This is a genomic window from Cryobacterium sp. Hh7 (assembly GCF_004403155.1).
GTDB classification, from domain to species: Bacteria; Actinomycetota; Actinomycetes; order Actinomycetales; family Microbacteriaceae; genus Cryobacterium; species Cryobacterium levicorallinum.
On the sequence record NZ_SOHG01000061.1, the window covers coordinates 160,338 to 182,594 of the forward strand.

28 protein-coding genes are annotated in these 22,257 nt (G+C 66.4%); 15 read left to right on the plus strand and 13 right to left on the minus strand.

Annotated features, from left to right (window positions below):
* Positions 1-22: 22 nt before the first annotated feature.
* The gene (locus E3T43_RS16300) at positions 23-463 is read right to left on the minus strand and encodes an EVE domain-containing protein (RefSeq protein WP_241979043.1); all 441 of its coding nucleotides are present in this window, start codon (positions 461-463) and stop codon (positions 23-25) included.
* Positions 464-507: 44 nt separating this feature from the next.
* Here E3T43_RS16300 and E3T43_RS16305 point away from each other — a divergent pair, with 44 nt between their 5' ends.
* From E3T43_RS16305 to E3T43_RS16325, 5 genes are all read left to right on the plus strand, one after another.
* Complete coding sequence (locus E3T43_RS16305) at positions 508-1,050, plus strand: hypothetical protein (RefSeq protein ID WP_174844357.1); 543 nt, start codon at positions 508-510, stop codon at positions 1,048-1,050.
* 64 nt (positions 1,051-1,114) lie between these two features.
* Positions 1,115-1,753, plus strand: a complete 639-nt coding sequence (locus tag E3T43_RS16310; RefSeq protein ID WP_134442837.1) for a DUF1684 domain-containing protein — start codon at positions 1,115-1,117, stop codon at positions 1,751-1,753.
* Positions 1,754-2,125: 372 nt separating this feature from the next.
* Positions 2,126-3,751, plus strand: a complete 1,626-nt coding sequence (locus tag E3T43_RS16315; RefSeq protein ID WP_241979044.1) for a DEAD/DEAH box helicase — start codon at positions 2,126-2,128, stop codon at positions 3,749-3,751.
* Between the two features lie 100 nt (positions 3,752-3,851).
* Positions 3,852-4,349: a GNAT family N-acetyltransferase gene (locus tag E3T43_RS16320; protein WP_134473176.1), complete on the plus strand. Its 498-nt coding sequence runs from the start codon at positions 3,852-3,854 to the stop codon at positions 4,347-4,349.
* A gap of 90 nt (positions 4,350-4,439) precedes the next feature.
* Complete coding sequence (locus tag E3T43_RS16325) at positions 4,440-5,429, plus strand: nucleoside hydrolase (protein ID WP_134473177.1); 990 nt, start codon at positions 4,440-4,442, stop codon at positions 5,427-5,429.
* A gap of 25 nt (positions 5,430-5,454) precedes the next feature.
* On the opposite strand, the gene E3T43_RS16330 is transcribed toward E3T43_RS16325, so the two are convergent.
* Positions 5,455-6,039, minus strand: coding sequence for an NUDIX hydrolase family protein (locus E3T43_RS16330; protein WP_092452005.1), 585 nt, complete (start codon positions 6,037-6,039; stop codon positions 5,455-5,457).
* 300 nt (positions 6,040-6,339) lie between these two features.
* On the opposite strand from E3T43_RS16330, the gene E3T43_RS16335 reads away from it, so the two are divergent.
* Positions 6,340-7,005, plus strand: a complete 666-nt coding sequence (locus tag E3T43_RS16335; protein ID WP_134473178.1) for an alpha/beta hydrolase — start codon at positions 6,340-6,342, stop codon at positions 7,003-7,005.
* 221 nt (positions 7,006-7,226) lie between these two features.
* Here E3T43_RS16335 and E3T43_RS16340 read toward each other — a convergent pair whose 3' ends face one another.
* Positions 7,227-7,667 (minus strand): DUF5997 family protein, encoded by a 441-nt coding sequence (locus E3T43_RS16340; protein ID WP_092452082.1) that lies wholly within the window; start codon positions 7,665-7,667, stop codon positions 7,227-7,229.
* A 67-nt stretch (positions 7,668-7,734) separates the two neighbouring features.
* Between E3T43_RS16340 and E3T43_RS16345 the strand changes: the two genes are divergently transcribed.
* On the plus strand, positions 7,735-8,586 hold the full coding sequence (locus E3T43_RS16345; protein WP_370449995.1) for a LysR family substrate-binding domain-containing protein: 852 nt from the start codon (positions 7,735-7,737) through the stop codon (positions 8,584-8,586).
* Between the two features lie 41 nt (positions 8,587-8,627).
* Here the strand turns inward: E3T43_RS16345 and E3T43_RS16350 are convergent, their stop codons facing one another.
* Genes E3T43_RS16350 through E3T43_RS16360 form a run of 3 tightly spaced genes read right to left on the minus strand, consistent with a single transcriptional unit; the run spans position 8,628 to position 11,147 of the window.
* Positions 8,628-9,020, minus strand: a complete 393-nt coding sequence (locus E3T43_RS16350; protein ID WP_134442844.1) for a VOC family protein — start codon at positions 9,018-9,020, stop codon at positions 8,628-8,630.
* 37 nt (positions 9,021-9,057) lie between these two features.
* The gene (locus E3T43_RS16355) at positions 9,058-10,041 is read right to left on the minus strand and encodes an ABC transporter permease (RefSeq protein WP_255452968.1); all 984 of its coding nucleotides are present in this window, start codon (positions 10,039-10,041) and stop codon (positions 9,058-9,060) included.
* The gene (locus tag E3T43_RS16360; RefSeq protein WP_134442845.1) at positions 10,038-11,147 is read right to left on the minus strand and encodes an ATP-binding cassette domain-containing protein; all 1,110 of its coding nucleotides are present in this window, start codon (positions 11,145-11,147) and stop codon (positions 10,038-10,040) included. Before E3T43_RS16360 ends, E3T43_RS16355 begins: the two co-directional genes overlap by 4 nt.
* A gap of 392 nt (positions 11,148-11,539) precedes the next feature.
* Between E3T43_RS16360 and E3T43_RS16365 the strand changes: the two genes are divergently transcribed.
* A complete protein-coding gene (locus E3T43_RS16365) occupies positions 11,540-12,004 on the plus strand; it encodes a hypothetical protein (protein ID WP_134473179.1) in 465 nt (154 codons plus the stop codon).
* 112 nt (positions 12,005-12,116) lie between these two features.
* On the opposite strand, the gene E3T43_RS16370 is transcribed toward E3T43_RS16365, so the two are convergent.
* From E3T43_RS16370 to ald, 4 genes are all read right to left on the minus strand, one after another.
* Positions 12,117-13,403, minus strand: a complete 1,287-nt coding sequence (locus E3T43_RS16370; RefSeq protein WP_134442847.1) for an ATP-binding protein — start codon at positions 13,401-13,403, stop codon at positions 12,117-12,119.
* 236 nt (positions 13,404-13,639) lie between these two features.
* Positions 13,640-15,397, minus strand: coding sequence for an aldehyde dehydrogenase family protein (locus E3T43_RS16375; RefSeq protein WP_134473180.1), 1,758 nt, complete (start codon positions 15,395-15,397; stop codon positions 13,640-13,642).
* 38 nt (positions 15,398-15,435) lie between these two features.
* The gene (locus E3T43_RS16380; RefSeq protein WP_134442849.1) at positions 15,436-15,678 is read right to left on the minus strand and encodes a hypothetical protein; all 243 of its coding nucleotides are present in this window, start codon (positions 15,676-15,678) and stop codon (positions 15,436-15,438) included.
* A gap of 32 nt (positions 15,679-15,710) precedes the next feature.
* Positions 15,711-16,826: an alanine dehydrogenase gene (gene ald / locus E3T43_RS16385; RefSeq protein ID WP_134473181.1), complete on the minus strand. Its 1,116-nt coding sequence runs from the start codon at positions 16,824-16,826 to the stop codon at positions 15,711-15,713.
* Positions 16,827-16,976: 150 nt separating this feature from the next.
* Between ald and E3T43_RS16390 the strand changes: the two genes are divergently transcribed.
* Positions 16,977-17,462 (plus strand): Lrp/AsnC family transcriptional regulator, encoded by a 486-nt coding sequence (locus tag E3T43_RS16390; RefSeq protein WP_092452027.1) that lies wholly within the window; start codon positions 16,977-16,979, stop codon positions 17,460-17,462.
* Between the two features lie 22 nt (positions 17,463-17,484).
* Complete coding sequence (locus E3T43_RS16395; RefSeq protein WP_134442851.1) at positions 17,485-18,111, plus strand: LysE/ArgO family amino acid transporter; 627 nt, start codon at positions 17,485-17,487, stop codon at positions 18,109-18,111.
* An 86-nt stretch (positions 18,112-18,197) separates the two neighbouring features.
* On the opposite strand, the gene E3T43_RS16400 is transcribed toward E3T43_RS16395, so the two are convergent.
* The 3 genes from E3T43_RS16400 to E3T43_RS16410 are packed head-to-tail and all read right to left on the minus strand — an operon-like array spanning position 18,198 to position 19,689.
* The gene (locus tag E3T43_RS16400; RefSeq protein ID WP_134473182.1) at positions 18,198-18,530 is read right to left on the minus strand and encodes a hypothetical protein; all 333 of its coding nucleotides are present in this window, start codon (positions 18,528-18,530) and stop codon (positions 18,198-18,200) included.
* A complete protein-coding gene (locus E3T43_RS16405; RefSeq protein ID WP_134473183.1) occupies positions 18,527-19,174 on the minus strand; it encodes a hypothetical protein in 648 nt (215 codons plus the stop codon). The genes E3T43_RS16400 and E3T43_RS16405 overlap by 4 nt, the downstream gene beginning before the upstream one ends.
* Positions 19,171-19,689: an RNA polymerase sigma factor gene (locus E3T43_RS16410; RefSeq protein WP_241979048.1), complete on the minus strand. Its 519-nt coding sequence runs from the start codon at positions 19,687-19,689 to the stop codon at positions 19,171-19,173. Before E3T43_RS16410 ends, E3T43_RS16405 begins: the two co-directional genes overlap by 4 nt.
* A 186-nt stretch (positions 19,690-19,875) precedes the next feature.
* On the opposite strand from E3T43_RS16410, the gene E3T43_RS16415 reads away from it, so the two are divergent.
* Genes E3T43_RS16415 through E3T43_RS16435 form a run of 5 tightly spaced genes read left to right on the plus strand, consistent with a single transcriptional unit; the run spans position 19,876 to position 22,220 of the window.
* The gene (locus E3T43_RS16415) at positions 19,876-20,352 is read left to right on the plus strand and encodes an Asp23/Gls24 family envelope stress response protein (RefSeq protein ID WP_134473184.1); all 477 of its coding nucleotides are present in this window, start codon (positions 19,876-19,878) and stop codon (positions 20,350-20,352) included.
* Positions 20,349-20,543, plus strand: coding sequence for a DUF2273 domain-containing protein (locus E3T43_RS16420; RefSeq protein ID WP_347232619.1), 195 nt, complete (start codon positions 20,349-20,351; stop codon positions 20,541-20,543). The genes E3T43_RS16415 and E3T43_RS16420 overlap by 4 nt, the downstream gene beginning before the upstream one ends.
* Positions 20,540-20,965: a hypothetical protein gene (locus E3T43_RS16425; protein ID WP_134473185.1), complete on the plus strand. Its 426-nt coding sequence runs from the start codon at positions 20,540-20,542 to the stop codon at positions 20,963-20,965. Before E3T43_RS16420 ends, E3T43_RS16425 begins: the two co-directional genes overlap by 4 nt.
* On the plus strand, positions 20,962-21,603 hold the full coding sequence (locus E3T43_RS16430; protein ID WP_134473186.1) for a DUF6286 domain-containing protein: 642 nt from the start codon (positions 20,962-20,964) through the stop codon (positions 21,601-21,603). Before E3T43_RS16425 ends, E3T43_RS16430 begins: the two co-directional genes overlap by 4 nt.
* A complete protein-coding gene (locus E3T43_RS16435) occupies positions 21,600-22,220 on the plus strand; it encodes a hypothetical protein (protein ID WP_134473187.1) in 621 nt (206 codons plus the stop codon). Before E3T43_RS16430 ends, E3T43_RS16435 begins: the two co-directional genes overlap by 4 nt.
* The last annotated feature ends 37 nt before the right edge of the window (positions 22,221-22,257 follow it).

Genomic DNA, 22,257 nt, shown 5'->3' on the forward strand with positions numbered 1-22,257 from the left:
GTCTAATGAGGGTTACTGGGCGCTACCGGTCGTCGGCAGAGGGCCGCCGCATCTGCTGCCGAATCATCTCGAAGTCGTGCCGCGAAATCTCGAGCACGCCGCGGCGCAGCTGGAAGCCCCAGTCCGGGTTTCCGCGGGTGAGCTGTAGCACGGGCAACAGCGGGCGGATGCTGGTCGGCCAGGCATCCAGATCGTAGTCGGCCCGGCGTCGCCAGGGCCGAAACTCGTTCGCGGGGTCGCCCACCTGGTAGGCATAGGCATCCGCTATTCGGCCGATAGCCGTGAATTCCTTGAGCGGATCGCCCTCGATCGCAGTTTTCGGGGAGTAGTAGACGATGCCGTCGGACTCGCCCATCTGCGCGATCAGATCCCCGGCGCCACGATTGGCGCGGGCGATGCCCAAATCGACACCGCGCAGCACGTGCTCGCGGTGCACAACGCCGAGCCAGAACCGAATTGCCACATTCCTAGTTGTACCGCATGCCACGCACACACCAAACTAGTCAGATGCGAGTACTCCTGAAAGAGATTCTGGACTGCACACCGGATGCTGCCTGGCACGCCATCCACAGCCCCGCCGTTTTTCGCGAGGTGAGCAGCCCGTTCATGGCGGTCGAGTCTCTCGAACCCGACGGGTTTCCCACCCGGTGGGAACCGGGCGAACACCCCGCCGTGTTCTCCATGCTCGGCCTGGTGCCGATGGGAACCCAGATCATTCGCCTTGCCAACTCCACGCACCGGCCCGACGGCGTGCGCATTCTGCGCGATACCGGTCGCGGCGTCTCCGGCGCGCTGAGTGCGGTCACGCTCTGGGATCACCGCATGGCGATCGCGCCCGACCCGGCCGGCACCGGCAAAACCCTCTACCGGGACCAGCTCATTTTTCGCGGCCGCCCGGCCACGATCGCCCTCTGGCCGACGTTTTGGGCGTTCTGGCAGTGGCGGATGCTGCGCCTCAAGGCCCTCGCCCCCACCTGGCAGCACGACGTGGGCATCGACGCCCCCAACTTTGTGCCGCTGTCGCAGCGGGAGTCCGACGACGGCAACTAGCGCTTCCGCAGTTTCCCCGCGCCATCTCCTATGCACCGGGCCGACCGGCGGTAGCGTAGCCATCATGAGTTCTTCCCTGGGGGCCTTGCAGATCGCGGACTGGCGTCGGCGTGTGACCGGTTTGTATGCGGGGGTGCGCCAGCTCAGTGTGAGCAGCCCGAAAAGCGGCCACGAATTGTGGCGGTCGGGGCGGGATGAACTGTTTGCGGGGCATCCGTCGTCGCCGTTATTGCCCGACGACCGTTCGGCCTTCACCGGGCTTCCCATTGCCGCGTACGACCCGGACTGGCGGTTTGAAGTCGAGGTGCACCGCTCCGAGCAGTCCTATCGCATGAACGTGGAAACTGGCACGGACGGCACCGTGCCCTTCGACCTGGTCGGTACCGTGCGCCTGCCCTACCTTGGTTCGCTCGACGTGTGGCGGCTCGCAAGCTACGGCGGCGGCCTGTTCCTGCCGCTGAAAGATGCCCTGGCCGGCAAAAGCGGCGGAACTTACGGCGGCGGACGCTACCTGCTCGACACCATCAAGGGTGCCGACCTCGGCCCCGGTGTCGACGACGACACCCTCATTCTCGATTTCAATTTTGCCTACAATCCTTCCTGCGCGTACGACCCGATGTGGGCCTGCCCGCTGCCGCAGAGCGGCAATATCATCGACGTCGACGTGCCCGTCGGCGAGCTCTACCACGGCGACCACTCGTAGCTACCCGGGTGCCCGTTCACACCTGCGGAGAATTTCGTCGATTCGCCCGCTCCGCGCGTGAGATGCCCCGAATCTCGAAAAATTCGGTACAGCGCCCCGGATCCCAAGATCACTATCGGTGCGGGTGGGCCGATTTGACAGCATCCGCTAGAGTAGGAGAACTTGCGAGTGCGTAGTTGCGCTTGCTGCGTCGTAGAACGCCCTCTTCTCTATCTGGCGGCCCACCAGGGCTGACCTGATTTTTCGAATGAAACATTCTTACGGCGAACGGATGTGCCCTTCGGCACCTTCGCCATGTGAATCCTCCTGGTTTGCTTATCGCTGCGCGATAATTCGAACGGGCGAGGAGACTGATGCCCGAAAGGCACCATTTTGTCTACAGATTTGTCCACAACGTTCAGCACGCTCGGCGTGCCGGCTCCCCTGGTAAAGGTTCTCTCTTCCCAGGGAATCGACACCGCCTTCCCGATTCAGGTCGACACCCTTCCGGACACCCTGAATGGCCGCGACGTGCTCGGCCGCGGCAAGACCGGCTCGGGCAAGACCCTGGCCTTCTCCATTCCGATGGTCTCGCGCCTCGGCGGCACCCTGGCCGGCGGCAAGCGTCGCCCGGGTCGCCCGCTCGGCCTCATCCTCGCGCCGACCCGCGAGCTCGCCACGCAGATCACCAACGCCATCACCCCGCTCGCCGAGGCCTACGGCCTCAACACCACCACGATCTTCGGTGGCGTCTCGCAGGGCCGCCAGGTCACCGCGCTCAAGGCCGGCGTCGACATCGTCGTGGCCTGCCCCGGTCGCCTCGAAGACCTCATGAAGCAGGGCTTCGTGAACCTCGACTCGGTTGAGATCACCGTGCTCGACGAGGCCGACCACATGGCCGACCTCGGCTTTCTGCCGGTCGTCACCCGCATCCTCGACAAGACTCCCGGCAACGGCCAGCGCATGCTGTTCTCCGCCACCCTCGATAACGGCGTGGACAAGATCGTCAAGCGCTTCCTGCACGACCCGGTGATGCACTCCGTCGACGAGGCCAACAGCCACGTCTCGGCCATGACCCACCACGTGTTCGAGGTCGCCGGCGTCGATGCCAAGAAGGACCTCGTGCAGAAGCTGGCGAGCGGCTCTGGCCGTCGCATCCTCTTCATGCGCACCAAGCACCAGGCCAAGAAGCTCGCCAAGAGCCTCACCGACGCTGGCATCCCGTCCGTCGACCTGCACGGAAACCTCTCGCAGGTGGCCCGTGACCGCAACCTCGCCGCGTTCAGCGCCGGCACGGTCAAGGTTCTCGTCGCAACGGACGTCGCCGCTCGCGGCGTGCACGTCGACGACATCGAACTCGTCATCCACGTCGACCCGCCGGCCGAGCACAAGGCGTACCTGCACCGTTCGGGCCGTACCGCCCGCGCCGGCAGCGCCGGTGACGTCGTCACCGTCGTGCTGCCCGAGCAGAAGCGCGACACCGACGCTCTGCTGCGCAAGGCCGCCATCAAGGTGACCCCGCAGCGCGTGGATGCTTCCTCCCCCGCCGTCGACGCCCTCGTCGGCGATGTTGCTGCTTATGTCAAGCCGGCTCCCCGCGTCGAAGCGCCGCAGCAGCAGCGCCAGTCGCAGGGCGGACGTTCACAGGGCGGTCGTTCACAGGGTGGTCGTTCACAGGGTGGCCGTTCCGAAGGCGGTCGCTCACAGGGTGGCCGTTCAGAGGGCGGCCGTTCAGAGGGCGGCCGCGATGCCGGCGCCGGCCGCTCCGGCGCAAGCCAGGGCGGTGCCCGCACCGACCGTAACGACGGCGGCCGCAGCCGCGACTCGGCTCCCGCCGGTGGCGCTCGTCGCGAGCGCACCGGCCGTCCGGCCGGCGCTGCCTCCAGCGCTCCCCGCTCGGGTTCGGCCGCTGGCCGCTCGGGCGGCGCTCGCGTCGGCAGCCTCCAGGTCGGCGGACTCGTTCGCGGACCCGGCTCGGGTGGAGCAGGCCGCTCGGCTCCCCGCCGCTCGCAGGGCTAAACGGCCAGCAGTATCCGCTTGAAACAATTGGGCCGGTCTCTTCGGAGGCCGGCCCATTCGTGTGTCCGGGACCGCCCGCAAAGACGGATAGTGTCGAATCATGAACACCACAGTTGTCGTTCGACCCGTAGAAGAAGCGGATGCCGAAAGCCTGGGCCGCGTACACGCCGCCTGCTGGCATGAAACCTATGATCACCTACTCAGCCAGGCCGCGTTGTCCCACCTGCGACCGGAGCGTCTCGCCACGATGTGGCACGGCATCACCAAGCTTGGTCACGAGTACCAACAGGTCGTCGCCGTCGACGGCAGCGGCGAGATCATCGGTTTCGCTGCGAGCGCCCCGGGTCAGGAAGACGACCTGCCGGCATCCACTCGCGAATTGAAGGTCATGTACCTGCTCAATGCGCACCACGGCGTCGGCGTCGGCCGACTGCTGTTCGACGCCGTCGTCGATGCCGGCCCGTCGGTGCTTTGGGTGGCCGCCGATAACCCGCGCGCCCACGCCTTCTACGCGCGCAACGGCTACACGGCTGACGGTCGGGAGAAGACCGAAGAGGTTCTCGGCGAAATGCTGCACGAGGTGCGTCTGGTTCGCTGAGGGTCTGCGCAGAAGTGCAGAATGAGCCGATAAGGGGCGCAAACCCACCTGCGGGGATCTGGGGCACACCAGACCCAATAGGGTGATCTGATGACTAATTCCACGGCGGCAATCCCCGTCATCCTCGACGTTGATACCGGCGTTGACGACGCCCTGGCCATCCTGTTCGCGGTCAAGCACCCCGGCATCAACGTGCTCGGCATCAGTTGCGTGGCCGGAAACGCCTCACTCGACCGCGTCGTCGAGAACACCCTGCGCGTGCTCGACGTCGCCGACGCGCCGTCCATTCCGGTCGCGGCCGGCGCCCGCCGCCCCCTACTGGAACCGGCCAGATCGGCCGCGCACGTGCACGGCGAGAGCGGCCTCGGCACACTGCAGTTGCCGCCGACCGACCGCACGGCCGAGTCCATCAGCTCGATCGAGCTCATGCGCCGGCTCATTCTGGCCAGCCCGCGCCCGGTCACCCTGGTCGGGCTCGCCCCGCAAACCAACCTCGCCCTGCTGCTGCGCCAGTATCCCGAGTGTGCCGACAACATTGAGCGCATCGTCTTCATGGGCGGTTCAGCCACGGTCGGCAACGCGACAGCGGTCGCCGAATTCAACGTCTGGCACGACCCGGAAGCCGCAGCGATCGTGCTCGATTCCGGCGTGCCCAACTTCATGTACGGACTCGACGTGTTCAACCAGGTCGTGATCGGCGAGCAGATCGCTCTCGAGCTCCTGCACAGCGAGTCGAATCTGGCCCAGGTCGTCGGCCGACTGCTGAGCAACCGGATCGCTCTCGGCGCGAGCCGCAACTCCGAATACACCGGACTCATCGGCGACGCTGGGGCGCTGTGTGCCCTCGTCGACCCGGACGGCGTGTCCACCGAGATGCTGCCCCTGCGCGTGCAGCTGTCCGGCTACGGTCGCGGCCAGACCCTGGTCGACCGGCGCACGCATCCCGGTGAGGACATCGTGCACGGTCTGGCCAGCGAGTGGGAGGTCGCCGAGGTCGCGCTCGACGTCGACGTCGACCGCTACGCGCGCCTGTTCCTCACCACGCTCGGGCTTGGTTCGGCGTTGCCGCAGCCCGCCTAGCGGTGAGCGGATGCTGCCGCCCGGCTCAGTAGAGCAGGCCGACCGACGCCATCGCGGCGCGCAGCAGGGCGCCGCGGCCGCCTTCCATCTCGGCGGACACTCCCGGTGACACGGCCTCGGTCGGCGTCATCCAGGTGAGTTCGAGGGCATCCTGTCGCGGGTCGCAGGTACCTGTGACGGGAACGACGTAGGCCAGCGAGACGGCGTGCTGGCGGTCATCCGTGTAGGCGGTAATGCCCGGCAGCGGAAAGTACTCGGCGACGGTGAACGGCACCGGGCTGACCGGAAGCTGCGGGAAGGCCATCGGGCCGAGGTCCTTCTCGAGGTGACGAAAAAGCGCATCGCGCAAGGTCTCGCCATAGAGCACCCGGCCGGAGACGAGGGTGCGGGTCATCTCGCCGGTTGAACGGGCACGGAGCAGCACACCGACCTCGACGACCTGGCCGAGACCGTCAACCCGCACGGGCACGGCCTCAATGTAGAGAATCGGCAGGCGACGACGAATCTCCGCCAGTTCAACGTCCTTCAGCCAGCCCGGATTCGTGTTCGGGGCTCCCGCGGGGGGCTTCGGCGTCCAGTCCGGGTCTGGGTCAGGGGTTCGCACGCTCATGATGCCATTCTCTCCTACGTGGGCTCCGCGCGCGCACTCGCGTGCCGCTCCGCCCGGACTGCCGTCGGCCGGTCCCCTCCCTCACCACGCGCATAACTCCTGCAATTCGCGCGGTGCTCGGCCGCCTCTCCAATGATTTGCTGTCATCTGGTCGCGCACGTCAATTTTCTGCAGGAGTTATGCCGAGCAACCGGCTGACATAGTTCGAGATGATCATCGACGCGGCACGTCTGGACCGCACGGCAATGGAAGTATGGGAGTGCGCGGCGTCCACGAGTCGCGAGCTATTTGGAGGAAGCTATGACCACCATCGATAACGCCGCCGTTCTCTGGTCGGCCACCGGCGCCGACCAGGCTGACCGCCCCTTGTTGCTGATCCTGCACGGCTACGGCTCGCACGAGGGCGACCTGTTCTCCCTCGCACCGCACCTGCCGCTTGAGCCGGTGATCGCGGCCCTGCGCGCGCCCCTGCAGGCACCGGCCCCGGTCACCGACGGCTGGGCCTGGTTTCCGATCGCGGAGCCGGGCAGCCCCGACCCGGCCCCCGTCGCGGCGGCCGTAACCGCGGTGCTCGACTGGCTCGACGCCCTGCCGCAGCAGCCGCCGTCGATCGGTCTGCTCGGGTTCTCGCAGGGGGGAGCAATGGCGCTCGAGCTGCTGCGCGCCGCGCCCGACCGCTTCAGCTTCGCGGTGAACCTCTCCGGATTCGTCGCCAGCGGACCGCAGCACAGCGACGCCGAGCTGGCCGAGCGGCCGGTTCCCGTGTTCTGGGGTCGCGGAACCGCCGACACCGTGATTCCGACCAGCGCGATCGAACGCACCCAGGCCTGGCTGCCCGGGCACAGCACGCTGACCGAGCGCATCTACGAGGGTCTGCCGCACTCGATCTCGCAGGTCGAGCTCGGCGACGTCGTCAACTTTCTGCGCACACAGTACTCCGACGCCGCGTCCAGGCCGGCCGCCTAGAAACGCTCAGCCGAGTGGATGCCGCAGCGCGGCATCCACTCTCAGTCACGACAGCAGGCGGTCACCGCCGCGCCGCACCTGGGCTGGGCACACGCAGCCGAACGGGACGACCAGCATGGCTAGCCAGCCTCTGACCGTCGAGCTACTTTTTACGCCAGAGCGCTGGACTCACGCCAGTGCGCGGGATTTGCGCCTCCCGCGCAGCGTAAAACGGATGAGAACTATGAGCGGTCGCGCTTGGCCTGCTCCTGCGAAGCCTGGCGCTCGACGTGCGCCTTCTTAGCCGCGCGGTGGGCGTCGCGGTCTTTCACCGCGATCTGGTCGGCGCGCACGCCGGCCTGGGTGGAACGCTCCAGCACGAGCCAGGCCGGCGGCTGCTGAAGCAGGGCGGAAATCTCGGCGGTGGTCAGCGGGTCGGTGATCTCGCTGCGGGCCAGGCCGGAAATCGAGACGCCGAGCTTGGCGGCGACGACCTGGCGCGGGTGCGGGCCGTTGGTGCGCAGCAGCGCCAGCCACTCCGGCGGGTTCGCCATGAGCTCGGCGAGCTCGGTGCGGCTGACAAATTCGGTCTGGAACTCGGCCGGTGCCGCGTCGAGCAGAATCCCGAGTTTCTGGGCCGCCGTGGCGGGCTTCATGGTCTGGGGCTTCTTCTCGGAACTCATTGTTCAAGCGTATAGCCTGAGAGGGCCCTCATTTGGGCAAATAGCCCCTCAACTACTGCGAGAAAGGATGCCGGTGAGCTTTTCCATCGCCTTCGTCGCCGGTGTCACCCCCACCAAATGGACCCGGATCTGGGGCGACCGCCGCCCCGACGTGCCCCTCACCGTGTTTCGCACCGAAACTGACGAGCAAATTTCGGTGCTGCACGACGGTCGGGCCGAGGTCAGCCTGGTGCGCCTGCCCATCGATGAAACCAATCTGAGCGTCATCAACCTGTACAACGAGATCCCGGTCGTAGTCGCGTCGAAGGATCACGCACTCGAGCAGGCCGAGACCGTGCTGCTGGCCGATCTGGCCGGGGAGCATCTGCTGCAGAACCCCGACGACGTGCCCGAGTGGCGCGACCTCGCCGACGAGGTGCGCGACGGCACCCGCCGGCCCCTGCCGCCGATGCGCGACCTCGACGAAACCATGGAGCAGGTTGCCGCCGGCGTCGGCATCATCATTGTGCCGCACTCGATCGCCCGGCTGTACGGCCGCAAGGACGTCGTGTCCCGCCCGGTTACCGGGGTCGCCGACACGCAGATCGCCCTCGCCTGGATCACCCGCGAAACCACCGAGGACATCGAGGAATTCATCGGCATCGTGCGCGGCCGCTCAAAGGCGAGTTCACGAACGGATGCCGGTGCCGCCGACGCAGCCGCTCTCGCAGACGAAGCGCAGCCCGAGCTTCGCAGCGACGGGCGCCCGGCCAAGCCGCCACGCAAACCCAAGAAGACCGACAAAGCCAAGGCCGCCGCCAAAGCCATCCGGGTCGCCGCAGCGAAAGCCAAACCGGCCGTGCGCAAGAGAACCGAGAGCGCCCCCGGCCGCACCCGTCCGACCAAGAACCCCAACAAGGGCAAAGGTCGCGGGCACTAGAACGGATGCCCAGACCGGTTGCGTTGGGCGCGACCTCGTTGCTACGGGTTCTTCAACACCGACAAAATATTGCCGGACGGGTCGGTGAACCAGGCGATATCCGGCCCCTGCCCGCCGCCAGCGGCAATCCCCTTGTCGTTCTGCTCGAAGCCGTCGTAGCGGAGAAACTCCACGCCGCGCTCGGTGAGCTCATCGACGGTGGCATCGAGGTCGGTCACCGCGAAGTTCAGAATCGTGTACGTGGCCGGCACGAAATCGGGCTTGGGGTACACGATCACGGTGGCGCCATCGGGCAGTGAAATGCGCAGCATCCCCATCTCGCCCACCGTGACCTCGAGGCCCAGCGTCTCGGCGTAGAAGGTTCGCGCGGCGTCGAGATCTTCGACCGCGAATCCGCTGAAGCCGGCGACAATACCTACGGCATGTTCGGTCATGGGTAACTCCCTCTCGAGTGGTGCGGGTTTGGCCGGGTCAGCGGGAGCTGATCGACGCGAACTTACGGATGCACAGGGGCACGAACACGAGCAGCATCACGGTAATGCCGATCAACACGGTCAGGACCGGGTTTTGCATGGTCCAGATATCGGGAACCGGCGCCGTGCCGAGGTTGCCGAACAGCTGCCGCACGGCCTGCACGAGCGAGGACACCGGGTTCCACTCGGCGAAGACGCGCAGCGCGGTCGGCAGAGTTTCACTCGGCACGAACGCGTTCGAGACGAAGGTCAGCGGGAACAGAATCAGAAACGACGCATTGTTGATGACCTCAGGGCTCTTCACGCTCATGCCGAGCAGCGCCATCACCCAGCTGAACGCGTAGCCGAACAGCAGCAGCAGCCCGACTCCCGCCAGAAATTCGGGCGGGGAGGTGTTGACCCGCCAGCCGACCGCGAGCCCGGTGGCCATCATGATCACCATGGAGATGGTATTCAGCACCAGGTCGCCGTTGGTGCGTCCAATCAGCACAGCGGATGCGTTCATCGGCAAGCTCCGAAAGCGGTCGATAATGCCCTCTTTCAGGTCGAGCGCCATGGCAGCGCCCGAGAACGTCGCGCCGAACACGACCGTCTGCGCAAAAATACCGGCCATCAGGAACTGGGTATAGTCGCTGCCCGCAACCGCAATGGCCCCGCCATAAACCTGACTGAACAGCAACACGAACATGATCGGCTGGATCACGGCGAACACGAGCATGTCCGGCGAGCGCTTGATCTTGATCATGTTGCGCTTGGTGACGGTCCAGCCGTCGGAGTACCACAGGGAAAAGGGGTTCCAGGTGGGGAGCGGGGGCAGGGTGGCCACCCGAGCGCTGGCCCGCTCACCGTTTGCGTCGGCCACGGCCGGTGCGACTTCTCTCGTGGCAGAGTCCGCGATCGCAAACGCGGTGGGAGGGGACGCAGACGGGGCGGGCTGAGCCGGAACGGACTCAGCCGGGGTATCGGCGTGGCGCGCATTCATTTGACGCTCTCCAAATCTGCAGCTGAGGCATCCGCTGCCCGCGCCTGGTCGCGTTTGGCCTGCGCCCGTTTGGAGAGCTTGGGCCCGCTGGAATCGTCATCGTCGGCCGTGCTGAGGTCGGCCTTGTGACCGGTGAGCTTGAGGAAAACGTCGTCCAGGGTGGGGCGGCGCATGCCGGCATCGTGCAGAGTGACCTCTGCGGCGCGCAGGTCGGCGAGCATGTTCTGCAGGGCGGTGGGGCCGTCGGTGACGGCGACTTCGACTCCCCGACCATCGGTGGAGATCGAGGGGACACCCGATCCGTGCCGGGCGAGAATGTCACGGGCGGCCGCGCCGTCGGCGGCATCGACGAGGGCGACCACCACGCGGTGCCCGCCGATCTGAGCCTTGAGTTGATCGGAGGTGCCCTCGGCGATGACCCGGCCGTCGTCGATCACGACGATGTCATCGGCGAGTTGGTCGGCCTCTTCGAGATACTGCGTGGTCAGCAGCACTGTTGTGCCGTCGGCGACGAGGCGTTTGATCACGTCCCACAGGGCGATGCGGCTGCGCGGGTCGAGCCCGGTCGTCGGTTCGTCGAGAAAGAGCACCTTGGGGTTGATCACGAGTGCCCCCGCGAGGTCGATGCGGCGCCGCATGCCGCCGGAAAACCCCTTGACCGGCCTATTGCCGGCGGCGGTGAGCTCGAACAGGTCGATCAGCTCCTGCGCCCGTTTGCGGGCCGCCGGGCCGCCCAAGTGATACAGCCGGCCGACCATTTCCAGGTTTTCGAACCCGGTGAGGTTCTCGTCGACGGCGGCGTACTGGCCGGACACCCCGATGATGCGCCGCACCGATTTGGGGTGGCGAACGACGTCGATTCCGTCGATAACGGCGGTGCCGGCATCCGGTCGAATCAATGTTGTCAGCATTTTGACGACGGTGGTCTTTCCGGCGCCGTTCGGGCCGAGGAGCGCCTTGACCGTACCGCGCGGAACCTGCAGGTCGAGCCCGGCGAGCGCGTGCACCGGACCGCTCTTGGACTGGTAGGTCTTGGTCAGGCCCTGGGCCTCAATGATCACGGGAATTCCTTGCCGATCGGGTGGTGCAATCAGGTTCGATGCCATGCTAGTAACCCCCTCCGACATCGACAACCGCTCGCCCAATCTTGGGCAGGGCCCGGCCCGGAACGCGGGCCCGGCTTATAAACACGGCTCAGGTTCCCAGGTCGGTCTCACCCACATCGCTGCCATCGGTAACCGCCACCGACAGTACGCACCGGGCGGGGTCGAGAGCTTCGGGCTGCAAATTCACTGATGCGGTTCGCTTCATGCCCCGACAGGGCTATACCCGCGGTGTCTCCCGGCATTGGAAGACCCGATCGGCTCCCTGCTCTGAAGATCTCAGGAACGTGGCTGGCAGCGAACACGGAGTGTGCTGTGCACTGCCGATGAATCGCCCGTGCGCGTCACCTGCCTGTCACTATTCATGCGGGGAAACACCCCATGGAGAGGTATATATGACTACGACCGCCACGCGATCGCCTGACGAACCGATGCAGCCCCCTGCTGCACATCCGGGCAGCACGGCCGCGCGCCTCATCGACCAGCACCTGCTCACACGCCGCATCACCGTTGCATTGTCGCTCGCCGTCATCGGGGCGATTCACATCCTCGACCTCCCCAGCAAATTCGCCGAGACTCCCTATCTGGCCTTCGCGTACATCGGCATCATCATCGCTGTGGCCGTATTGATCGAACGCGTTCTCGTCGTCGGATCGAGAATCGACTTCCTCGGCGCTGCTGCGCTGTCTGCGGCCGTCATCGTCGGCTTCGTCATCAATCGCACCGTCGGCATGCCGATGGCCATGGGCGACATCGGAAACTGGCTGGAACCGCTCGGTCTGCTGTCACTCGTCGTCGAGTTTTTCGCCATCTGGCAAGCGCTCGTCGCCGCTCTGGTTTACCACCGCCGGGCACGCTGAACGCCTCGTTTCGCAGCCGTCCAGGGCTCGGACTCCGCCCCCGGCCCATCCCCGAACACGGGCCCAGTCTAAAAACCGGGCCCGCGTTCAATGGTTCCGGGTGTCCGCTCGGCTAGAGCCGGGCAAGACGCTCGATGTCTTCGAGGAACTCGGCGGCGACCTCGGCGGAGACGGTCATGCGAGTTTCCGAGATGGCCCTGACGTAGTCCGCGGTGCTCGGACCATTGATGACCGGACCATCGTCGGCCGAGTACAACGCCTTTTCCAGGGCATGCTGGGACGCCCGATGCGCGGCATACTCAACGTCAGCGGGCGAGAATCCCTCGCTCTTTTCGACCAGCACCGCGAGGTCGACCTCGTCCGTCACGCCTTGCGGAATGTACCGCTCCCAGATGGCCTGGCGAGCGGCAACATCCGGCAGCCCGATCGGCACGACGTAGTCGAAGCGGCCGTGGCGGAGAAAGGCGGAGTCGAGCGCGCGAATGAAGTTGGTCGCACAGACCAGCAGGCGCCCGGGCTGGTCACGGAACGCCGGGATGATCTTGAGCAGTTCGTTGGTCACGCCCTGCATCGCCGACGGCGGTTCGCCCGATCGCTGGGACGCGATCTCCTCGACCTCGTCAATGAACACCACCGCGTGTTCCAATTCGGAAATCTTGAGGAAGGTTTCGCGCAGCGCCCCGGCCAGACCTTGCGGGTCGGCAGCCAGGCGCGACGGGAATACCTCGATGAATGACCATTCCAGGCGAGAAGCGATCGCCTTGGCGAAGGTGGTCTTTCCCGTGCCGGGAGGGCCGAACAGAACGACCGCCTTGGGCGGAGAAACACCGTACTGCTCGGCCAGTTCCGGCTTGGCCAGGGGCATAACCAGGCGGCGTTCGAGCAATTCCTTCTCGCGCGCCATGCCGCCGACCTTCTGCCAGAGGTCGCGCGGCAGCACCCGGCCGCCGAGTTCGCCGAGCAGCTTGAGTTCCTCGCGCTGCACGGGAATGTGCCGTTCGAAGTAGCGCAGGTTCTTCTTGACCTCGAAGCCGCGGTTGATAAAAGCGTCGACCTTGGTCTCGGATTCGGGCATGAGCGCCGACAGCTTGGTCATGCCGTGCGGGGCCATGCGGGCCTCGAGCGCGGCGAGCATTGCCGTACCGATGCCCTGACTCTGCCACTTTTCCGCGGTCGCCAGAAAGACGATCCAGCCCTGAGCGTGCGCGGCGCGGCCGACGGCGGCACCGATCACCTCATCTCCGTGCAGGGCCACGATGGCATGGTCCTTCTGGCAGGAGGTGAGCACCTCCGACAGGCCGTAAACCGGCTCGGTGTCGGCGGCCTTGATCTCGTCCCACAGGCGCAGAATGCCGTCCAGATCGTCGGAGTGAAAATCGCGCAGTCGCCAGCCAGTCATCGTGAACCTCGCATTGTTGGGTGTGCTGCCACACTATTGCACCCGCTCTCCTGACCCGTCCCGGCGAGGTGCCCGGCATCTCTCCGGAACCGTCCGCGCGTAACCCCTGCAATCTGTGTCAGCAATTCCTCCAAAGCCCGAAAATACGCCCAACTTTTATTCACCGATTCCAAATTGCGGGAGTTATGCGCGCCAAGCACCCGGGCTGCAGTCACGAAGTGGCCGAAGGAGTCGGGTCAGGCGCGAAAGGCGGCGGCAAGGATGCCCGGCAGCCTGCGCACTGAGGGACGCGCGGCGAATTCGGTCAGCAGGCGAGCGGTCAGGGCGCCACTTCGGGCCGAGACGAACCACGGAGGCTTCGGCAGCAGCGCCCACTCCCCATGCACGATCGAGCGTGGAAACGGCCGAAAGGGCCCCCGCACGACGGTGCGCTCGACGTCGTCGAGCAGCAGGGCGTTGTGCACCACGCCGATGCCGCTCTGCACGTCGCTGAGGGTGTGCCCCGGGAACGCGCCCCACGGCGCCGCCGCTGAGAGAAACCCGACGCCGGTCCAGGCGTTGATCGCGATGGTTCCATAGCGCAGGCGCGCCACTGCCTGCTCGAACCCGGCACCGAGCCGGCGGATCGTGCTCGGCACTCCGAGAATATTCGCGCCGAGCGTGCCGAGAAAGTCGCGGTTTACCGTCTCGACGGCTGCGTCGAGAAACGCCAGGCCGGTGCCGGGAAGTTCGATGACGCCGAGCACCGGCGCGAAGTATTCCGTTCTGAGCATATCTTCCGGCACAGCGGATGCCCCCGCCTCGGGCGAGTCCACACCGCCCGTTTGCGGCGCTTCACGACTCGCCCCGGCTGCCACGAGCAGGCGCCCGCCGGGAATCGAACGCGCGGCCGGGTAGGCGGCGCGGGCCGCGCGCATCCGCTCATCACTGCCGGGGTACCAGGCTGGCCGAGCCGGTGCGGACGCGAGGGCCGCCGCGACCGCGTCCAGAAACGCGCGCTTCTGCGGCCAGGTGGCGCTGAGTACGAGTACCTGTCCGGCTATGCAGTTGTAGCCGCCGTTGTGCAGCCGCATGGTGGCGACGTGTTCGGCCTGATAGCGCAGGTCGCGGGTGCTCCACCGGCCCGGCAGCACGATGATCGGTGAGACACCGCCGAGTTCGCTGGTGATCGGTTTGGTGAGGCGCGGGGCATCCGTTTTCGAGCCGGCGAACACGATGGCGTCGTGGGTGGCCGCGCTGCCGGTAATGTGTACGTGGCCGATGCCGGCGTGGTGCGCGAGATAGTCGCCCACATCGGCGCCGCCGGTGACGATGCAAAGCAGGCCGGCCTCGATGAGTGGGGCGAGCGCCGCGCGATAGACCGGCAGCAAGCCGTCGAAGGTGGGGTTGAGCTTGAGGATGGAGACCCGATTATGTGCCACGAGTTCGTAGAGCACGTCGAGCGGCGCGATCGAACTGATGTTTCCGGCGCCGAGCACGAGGCCTATTCCACGGTCGGGCCCGGGCCCAGAGCCCTCACTGGGTGCCCTGCCGGAAACGTGCTGCCCCAGTCCGGCCCGGGATCGGGCCTGCGCCGCTGTGACGCCCGGTCGCAGCCAGGCTTGGGCGGTGAATCCGTGCAGCAGGAGCCCGTCCCAGGCGTTGTGTGGAAGCACGGAAACCGTGACCCGACCGCCCGGCGCCCGCCCCCGCCGCCGGCCGGCGAGCGGGCTGTGTCCCGCGTCGAGGACCCGAAGTGTGTGCTGCAGCGCGGTCAGTGACGTAAGCACGCCGTACGGCCCGGTCAGCCATTCCTCCCCGATCAGCGGCGACGCCTGGTCGAGCCCCTTGGCGTGCGCGGCAGCGAGCACCCAGCGCTCGGCTTCGGCGCCGACGGATGCTGCGACACTCGCCAGCAGATCGGCTCGCGCCGCTAAGGTGGTCGCCGCCCACCCCGCGCTCCCCCGTGCCAGCGCTGCGATGGAGAGGTCGAGCCCAGCCTGATCCACCGTCATTGATCTCCCCTGATTGCCGACCAGCCTAGTGCTGCAGTTCAGGGTACGACGACGGGGCAGTGCAGCTGGGTACGCTCGCCGGTTCGATCGATCTCGTGCTGATCCATCGGCTGGGCGCAGACCGGGCAGCCCCGAACCGGCGCGGGAGCGGCAGGCAACAGATCCGACCCGTTCAATCCGACCGGCGGCGGTCCCAGAATGGGAAACAGACGACCGTTGAGCCAGGCCGTCATTCCGCCAGGTCCCTTGATTCGCGGTTGGGAGTCCTTACCGTGTGTCACACCTCTTAGTGTACTGACCAGCCCGCGACCGCTCAGGCGATCGCGTCGGCGACGCTCAGCAGCTCGGCCTGAAACGCCGCAGCGACGTGCGCGTTGGTGATGCGCCCGTTGTGCACATTGAGGCCCTGGGCGAGGGCGGCGTCTTCGGCAATGGCCTTCTTCCAGCCCTTCTGGGCCAGCGCGATCACGTAGGGCAGGGTCGCGTTGGTCAGCGCACGGGTCGAGGTGGCCGGAACGGCGCCGGGCATGTTGGCGACGCAGTAGTAGACGCTGTCGTGCACGGCGAAGGTGGGGTTGTCGTGCGTCGTGGCGTGCGAGCCCTCGAAGCAGCCGCCCTGATCGATCGCGATATCCACCAATACGGAACCCGGCTTCATCGACGCGACCATGGCGTCGGTGACGAGTTTGGGTGCCTGCGCTCCCGGAATCAGCACGGAGCCGATCACGAGGTCGGCTTCCCGAACCTGCTCGGCGATCTCGTACTGGGTCGACGCACGCGTCTGAATTTCGCCGTTGAACCGCGCCTCGAGCTGGCGCAGGCGGGCCAGAGACAGGTCGATGATGGTCACGTCGGCGCCCATACCGAGGGCGTTGGCCGCGGCATGCTCGCCGGCAACGCCGCCGCCGATCACGACGACCTTGGCCTTGGGGGTTCCAGGAACGCCGCCGAGCAGAATCCCGCTGCCGCCGTTGGCGCTCAGCAGGTGGTACGCGCCAACCTGCACCGAGAGCCGGCCGGCCACCTCGCTCATCGGCGAGAGCAGCGGCAGCGTGCGGTCGCTCAGCTGCACGGTCTCGTAGGCGATCGCGGTGGTGCCCGACTCGATCAGTGCTTCGGTGCAGGCAGCGGATGCCGCCAGGTGCAGATAGGTGAACAGCACCTGCCCCTGGCGCATCAGCGGGTATTCGCTCGCGATGGGCTCCTTGACCTTGAGCAGCAATTCGGCAGCCGCCCAGACTTCGGCGGCTGTGGCGACGATGGATGCCCCGGCGAGGCGAAAAGCGTCATCGGTGATGCCAGAGCCGAGCCCCGCGCCCTGTTCGATAATGACTTCGTGACCGCGACGGGTGAGCTCATTCACACCGGCCGGCGTGATCGCGACGCGGTTCTCATTGTTCTTAATCTCGGTGGGAATGCCGACCAACATAGGGGCTCCGTTTCGCAGTCGCCAGTGCCGAATGCATCGGCTTTGATAGGAGTAAGACTGCTATTGATTCGTTTCCGCTAGGTAAAATCCGTGGAATCTGCCAGACTTAAAGAATATTTCACGAATTATGCGGTGACGAGGAGAAGTGACATGGCCGAAGCGAAGAGGATTCGATCGCTCGAACCCCTTGACGAGGTCGATCGCATTCTGGTCGCGGCGCTGCAGGCGGATTCCCGCACCACCAACAGCCGTCTGGCTGCGGCGGCCGGAATCGCCGAGTCCACCTGTGTTTCCCGGGTGCGCTCACTGGTCAGCCGCGGAATCGTCACCGATTTCACGGCCATGGTCGATCCCAAGGCGATCGGCCTCGGCCTGCAGGCGCTGATCAGCGTCAGCATTCGCGCCGGGGCCCGCACGCACATTCCGGCATTTCGCGACTCGATCCGGGTGATGCCCCGGGTCGTCCAGCTGTTCTTTCTCGGGGGCTCCGAGGACTTCATTATTCATCTGGCGGCCCGCGACACCGACGATGTCCGCGATTTCGTGCTCGAGCATCTCTCCGCCAATCCGGCCGTGGCGTCAACCCGCACGAGCATGGTGTTCGAGCACTTCTACAACGGTGTCGCCCCCGAATAGTGCGCCCTAAACTGAGCAGGAAATGAACCTCGCCGATACGCTCCTGCCCGCCCTGTTCGGCTTCGGCACCGGACTCGCCCTGATCATCGCGATCGGCGCCCAGAATGCGTATATTCTGCGGCTCGGCATCGCGGGCAAAAACCGCACCGTACTCGCGGCCGTGCTGATCTGCTCCCTGTCCGACGCCGTGCTCATCTTCGCCGGAATCGTCGGAATCGGCGTGCTCATTCAGGCCGCCCCGGCCGCGCTCGTCGTCGTGCAGGTGCTCGGCGTCGGCTTTCTGCTGAGCTACGGCGTGTTCGCCGCCGTGCGCGCTTTTCGCCCCGGCGTGCTCGTCGCCGCGGCCACCACCCAGGTGAGCACCAGGGCCGCCGTCGCGACGACCCTCGCGCTGACCTGGCTCAACCCGCACGTCTACCTCGACACCCTCATTTTTCTCGGCTCGGTGGCCAATCAACAGGGCGCGAACGAACGCTGGTGGTGGGGCGTCGGCGCGATCACGGGAAGCTTCGTCTGGTTCTTCGCGCTCGGCTTTGGCGCCCGGATGCTGCGGCCCCTGTTTGCCAAACGCTCGTCCTGGCGAGTACTCGACGCGTTCATCGCCGTGGTCATGATCGCCCTCGGCGTGCGGATGGCCTTCGGGGTATAGCGAAGCTACGCGCGCCAGTACCCGGCCCTGCCGAGAAGCTGAACCTCGCGATTGGCGCCCGCGGGCACCGGCACCGGTCCAGGCACTCAGCCGATTCGAGCGACGACCACGGTGATCTCGGCCACCGCCGGATCGCCGGACTGCCGCAGGTGCGCGGCGATCGCATCGTGCACGCGCCCCGACACTTCGCCAGCCGACTCGTCCGCAGCGATGCCGATCCTGGCCGTGACCCGAACGCCGTCGGCACCCTGCGTCCTGACCACCGCCGCGACTGCGGGCACGCGATGCGTCAGCGCGCCGACGGTGGCCGTGACCACCGTCGCGAGGAGAGGCCCGGCAGGATACAACGAGTCCACGCCGGCAACCCGACGCACCACCCCGTCGAGTTCGTCGGTCGAGGGCAGCACCGCAGACATCATTGCTCCTGTTCGTGAGCGGATGTATCGGGCGCGGTATAGAGGTCACGCACCGTGATATCGATGGCCGCGACGACCAGCTCCGTGTATTTTCCCAAAGCGACATACATCGCCTGCCGCAGGTGCTCGGCCACCCCCGGAATATTCTCTCCCCGGAATACGGTCACGTCGACCGAAATCGTAATGGGTTCACCGGGCACTCTGACGTCTCCGACGAGCACGCAGCGACCGACCAAAATGTTCTCCAGTCGGTCCCCGGTCTCCCGCAGAATGCCCCGAACGGCACCCTCGGTCACGACGAGGCGCGCCGTCGGTGACGAGTGCGCCAGCGGGATCTCCCGGCCGGCGTGCGCCTCCAGGCTGATGTTGTCAAGGATCAACGCGACCCAGCTGTCGGTGCGGAGGGATTCCCGCTTGAGGTCGCGCTCGAGCAGCGACAGCTGCGCCCGGCGCAGGCGCTCGAGACCGCGCAGCGCAATTTCGCAGTCCGGCGAATTGTCGATGCTCGGGTCTGCGGGTAGCCGACCCTGGTCGAGATAGTCGCTGAGTTGCTCAATAGTGTGGCCGTTCAGGCTCGCTTGTTCGCGATCGGTGTCGTCGAGATCGAAGGCGACGAAGCGCCGATCTGCCGGCGTCAGTTCGGTCATCGCCATTCCTCCATCTCGCGAAGCAGGGTTTTGCGCGCCCGGGCCAGCAAGCCGCGCACGGTCGATGTCGGCAGGTTCAACTCGGCGGCAATATCACCGTAGCTGTACTCGGCGATTTCGCGCAGGGTCCAGCAGCGCCGTTGGTCCTCGGGGAGAGCAGCGAGCACCCGGGCCAGCGCCTCGGCTTGAGACTCGACCTCGACCAGAGCGTGCGGGGCGCGGCTTTCCGGCGCCGGGGCATCCGTGTCGTCGATGTTCTCGTGTTGGCGGCGAGCGCGCAGCCGGTCGATGCTCTTGCGGCTGACGATGCGCATAAGCCAGCTCTTGACGGCGCTGCCATCCTCGAGTCGGCCGAGTTGCTGCCAGGCGGTGATGAAGGATTCCTGCACCACGTCGTCGGTCTCGTCATTGGAGCCGAGAACTCGGGTGGCGTAGACCCGCATGAGCGGTCCGTACCGGCGCACGAGCACCTCGAAGGCCCGGAGGTCGCCATCGGCGGCGCGGTCGGCGAGCATCTGGTCGGCTGCCGTATCCAATGGCGAGGAGACCTGCTCACGCACTGTTCCGGGCACGTCGCCTCCTCGTACAAACGATTCGGAAATTTTCCTCATCTTCGCGTGACGAATATGCCACAGGTTTCGTCATACAGGTAACAATCCGCTTTCGGCCTGCACCGATGGCCCGATCTCAAGGAGCTACCCATGGACCTCATCGACACCAACGGCACCGGATCTGCAACCAGGTCGTCTGGCAACCGCCCGCCCGTCGGGACGACTCTGGCCGGCGAGCCACTCACCGGCACGGGAAAAACCGTGATCAATGACGGTGTCGTAGCCAAGGTCGCCGGTATTGCCGTCCGCGAGGTCAGCGGTGTGCACGCCCTCGGCGGCGGCGCGGCCCGGGCGCTCGGCGCCATCCGCGAAGCCATGAACAACACGGATGTGAGCCAGGGCATCTCGGTCGAGGTCGGTGAAACGCAGGTCGCCGTGGACGTGACCATCGTCGCCGAGTACCCGGTGCAGCTGCAGCAGGTGGCCGACGATATCCGCTCGAGTGTGATTCGGGCCATTGAAGACCTGGTCGGACTCGAAGTCACCGAGGTCAACGTGACCATCGTCGACATTCATCTGCCCAGCGACGACGCCGAGGCCGAGCCGAGCAAAGCTGCACTGCGGTGACCAGCGCAACCCGTACCGGCATGCTGGTCGGCGCGATTTTAGCGCTGACCTGGGTCATTCTGGGGTTCTGGGTATTTCTGTTCGTGGCGCTGGCCATGCTGGTCGGCGCGCTCGTTGGCCGCGTGGTTGACGGCCGCCTCGATCTGGGTTCACTGATCGGAGCGTTTCAGGGAAAGCGTTCCTCGTCGTGAGCGTGGCGACCGACTGGTTTCTCGGTAAAACGACCGCCACAGCGGATGCGCCGGGCACGACAACCGCGCCGCCCGCGACCCGCGGGCGCACCCGAATCGTGCCGAAGGCGCTGCGCCGGATCGTCGGACTGGCCACCGCGGAGTCGCTCGGCGTGGAACCAGGCCAGGTCGGTGTCAAACTCGGCGACGACCACGGCATGCTCGCGCTCACCATCAGCACCTCGATTTGCGTTGTTCCGCTTTCGCGCGTCATCCGCGAACCGGCCGTCATCGCGCGCACGGGCGGCACCATTTTGGCTCGGGCGGCCACGGCCCAGATCCAGATTCGTCGCCGCGTCGGTGAACTGACCGGCACCAATATCGGCCGGGTCACCGTGCGGCTGACGGGCATTGATGTGCAGCCGGAACGGCGAGTGCGATGAGCAGCGCGACCGAAATGCACGGTGGGATTGACCGGCCCGGCGCGACTGACCCGTCCACCGGGACGACGACCGCGCGCAGCGCCCGCATCGGTCGCCGCGAAATTCACTCGCCACGTTCGGCTGCGGCCATCACCGTGGCCGCCGTAGTCATTGTGTTGTGCGGCTGGCTTGGTACCGAAATGGTGCTACTGCTGTTCGGCCAGCCGGCCCTGCTCGCGACGCCGGCCGATCTGGCCGCTGGCGTCGCATCCGCTTCGAGCCTGCCGATTCCACTGCTGGGAACGATCGCGGCGGGCTGCGCCCTGCTCGGTCTCGTGCTGCTGGTCGTTGCGGTTGCCCCGGGCCGCCGGGCCCGGCATCTGATCGACTCGGAACGCACGGTGACCGTTGTCGATGACGAGGTGATCGCATCAGCTGTGGCCAGGTGCGCCGCTCGCGTGGGCGGGATCGACCCGGACAATACCCGGGTCAGCGTCTCGCGGCGCATCGCCACGGTGCACCTGACGCCGACCTCGGGCCAGCCGGTGCAGCGTGCCGCGGTGCAGCAGGCCGTGCGCGACCAGCTCGACGGTTTACGGCTGCGACCGGCGCTGCAGACCCGCGTCGTCGTGGCCGTCGGAGGAAGGGTCGGAGCGTGAACAACACCAACCGCGCGCTCAACCGGAGCGTCGCTTTCGTGGCCGGCCTGATATTGCTCGCCGTGGCCGCACTGCTCGGCCTGCTCGCCACGCAAACGGCGATTCAGGACGCCTGGGCCCCGGTTGCCGACACCGCCCGCACTACGGTCGCGGGCTGGCTCCGGGCCACGCCTCTCGTCGGAACCGACCCGGATGGCACGGCGCACAGCTGGCTGTGGATTGTCGCCGTCGCTGTGTTGCTCGCGGTCGTTGGCTTGCTGCTCAGCTTCATCCTGCGGCAGGGGCGCGGCCATTCCGGCCAGCTGATCAGCAAAAATACGACGGATTGGGGTGCAACCCCTGTCGATTCCGCTGTCGCTGAACAATTGCTGGAGCAGGCGCTCGGCGAGCATCCCGAATTTCTGTCGACCCGCGTCTCGACCTACCGGGTCACCCGCGATGCCGTACTCAAGATTTCGGTGACCTGCCGTCGCGGAACGTCCCCGACGGACGTTGTGCGCATCGTCGAACAGGCCCTGCGCGCCCTCGACGAGCTACTGGGCCTGCGCATCCTCGCCCTGCTGCAGATCAGCGGCGGCTTTCGGGTGCGGACCAGCAGCAGCACGCGCATCCGCTAAGCGGATGCTCCCCTACTTACGTTCGACGCGCCCGCGC

Coding starts and splice junctions, on each gene's coding strand:
- E3T43_RS16305 (WP_174844357.1), top strand. CDS start 508: ATGCGAGTACTCCTGAAAGAGATTCTGGACTGCACACCGGATGCTGCC.
- E3T43_RS16310 (WP_134442837.1), top strand. CDS start 1,115: ATGAGTTCTTCCCTGGGGGCCTTGCAGATCGCGGACTGGCGTCGGCGT.
- E3T43_RS16320 (WP_134473176.1), top strand. CDS start 3,852: ATGAACACCACAGTTGTCGTTCGACCCGTAGAAGAAGCGGATGCCGAA.
- E3T43_RS16325 (WP_134473177.1), top strand. CDS start 4,440: ATGACTAATTCCACGGCGGCAATCCCCGTCATCCTCGACGTTGATACC.
- E3T43_RS16330 (WP_092452005.1), bottom strand. CDS start 6,039: ATGAGCGTGCGAACCCCTGACCCAGACCCGGACTGGACGCCGAAGCCC.
- E3T43_RS16335 (WP_134473178.1), top strand. CDS start 6,340: ATGACCACCATCGATAACGCCGCCGTTCTCTGGTCGGCCACCGGCGCC.
- E3T43_RS16340 (WP_092452082.1), bottom strand. CDS start 7,667: ATGAGTTCCGAGAAGAAGCCCCAGACCATGAAGCCCGCCACGGCGGCC.
- E3T43_RS16345 (WP_370449995.1), top strand. CDS start 7,735: ATGCCGGTGAGCTTTTCCATCGCCTTCGTCGCCGGTGTCACCCCCACC.
- E3T43_RS16350 (WP_134442844.1), bottom strand. CDS start 9,020: ATGACCGAACATGCCGTAGGTATTGTCGCCGGCTTCAGCGGATTCGCG.
- E3T43_RS16355 (WP_255452968.1), bottom strand. CDS start 10,041: ATGAATGCGCGCCACGCCGATACCCCGGCTGAGTCCGTTCCGGCTCAG.
- E3T43_RS16360 (WP_134442845.1), bottom strand. CDS start 11,147: ATGGCATCGAACCTGATTGCACCACCCGATCGGCAAGGAATTCCCGTG.
- E3T43_RS16365 (WP_134473179.1), top strand. CDS start 11,540: ATGACTACGACCGCCACGCGATCGCCTGACGAACCGATGCAGCCCCCT.
- E3T43_RS16370 (WP_134442847.1), bottom strand. CDS start 13,403: ATGACTGGCTGGCGACTGCGCGATTTTCACTCCGACGATCTGGACGGC.
- E3T43_RS16375 (WP_134473180.1), bottom strand. CDS start 15,397: ATGACGGTGGATCAGGCTGGGCTCGACCTCTCCATCGCAGCGCTGGCA.
- ald (WP_134473181.1), bottom strand. CDS start 16,826: ATGTTGGTCGGCATTCCCACCGAGATTAAGAACAATGAGAACCGCGTC.
- E3T43_RS16390 (WP_092452027.1), top strand. CDS start 16,977: ATGGCCGAAGCGAAGAGGATTCGATCGCTCGAACCCCTTGACGAGGTC.
- E3T43_RS16395 (WP_134442851.1), top strand. CDS start 17,485: ATGAACCTCGCCGATACGCTCCTGCCCGCCCTGTTCGGCTTCGGCACC.
- E3T43_RS16400 (WP_134473182.1), bottom strand. CDS start 18,530: ATGATGTCTGCGGTGCTGCCCTCGACCGACGAACTCGACGGGGTGGTG.
- E3T43_RS16405 (WP_134473183.1), bottom strand. CDS start 19,174: ATGACCGAACTGACGCCGGCAGATCGGCGCTTCGTCGCCTTCGATCTC.
- E3T43_RS16410 (WP_241979048.1), bottom strand. CDS start 19,689: ATGCTCGCCGACCGCGCCGCCGATGGCGACCTCCGGGCCTTCGAGGTG.
- E3T43_RS16415 (WP_134473184.1), top strand. CDS start 19,876: ATGGACCTCATCGACACCAACGGCACCGGATCTGCAACCAGGTCGTCT.
- E3T43_RS16430 (WP_134473186.1), top strand. CDS start 20,962: ATGAGCAGCGCGACCGAAATGCACGGTGGGATTGACCGGCCCGGCGCG.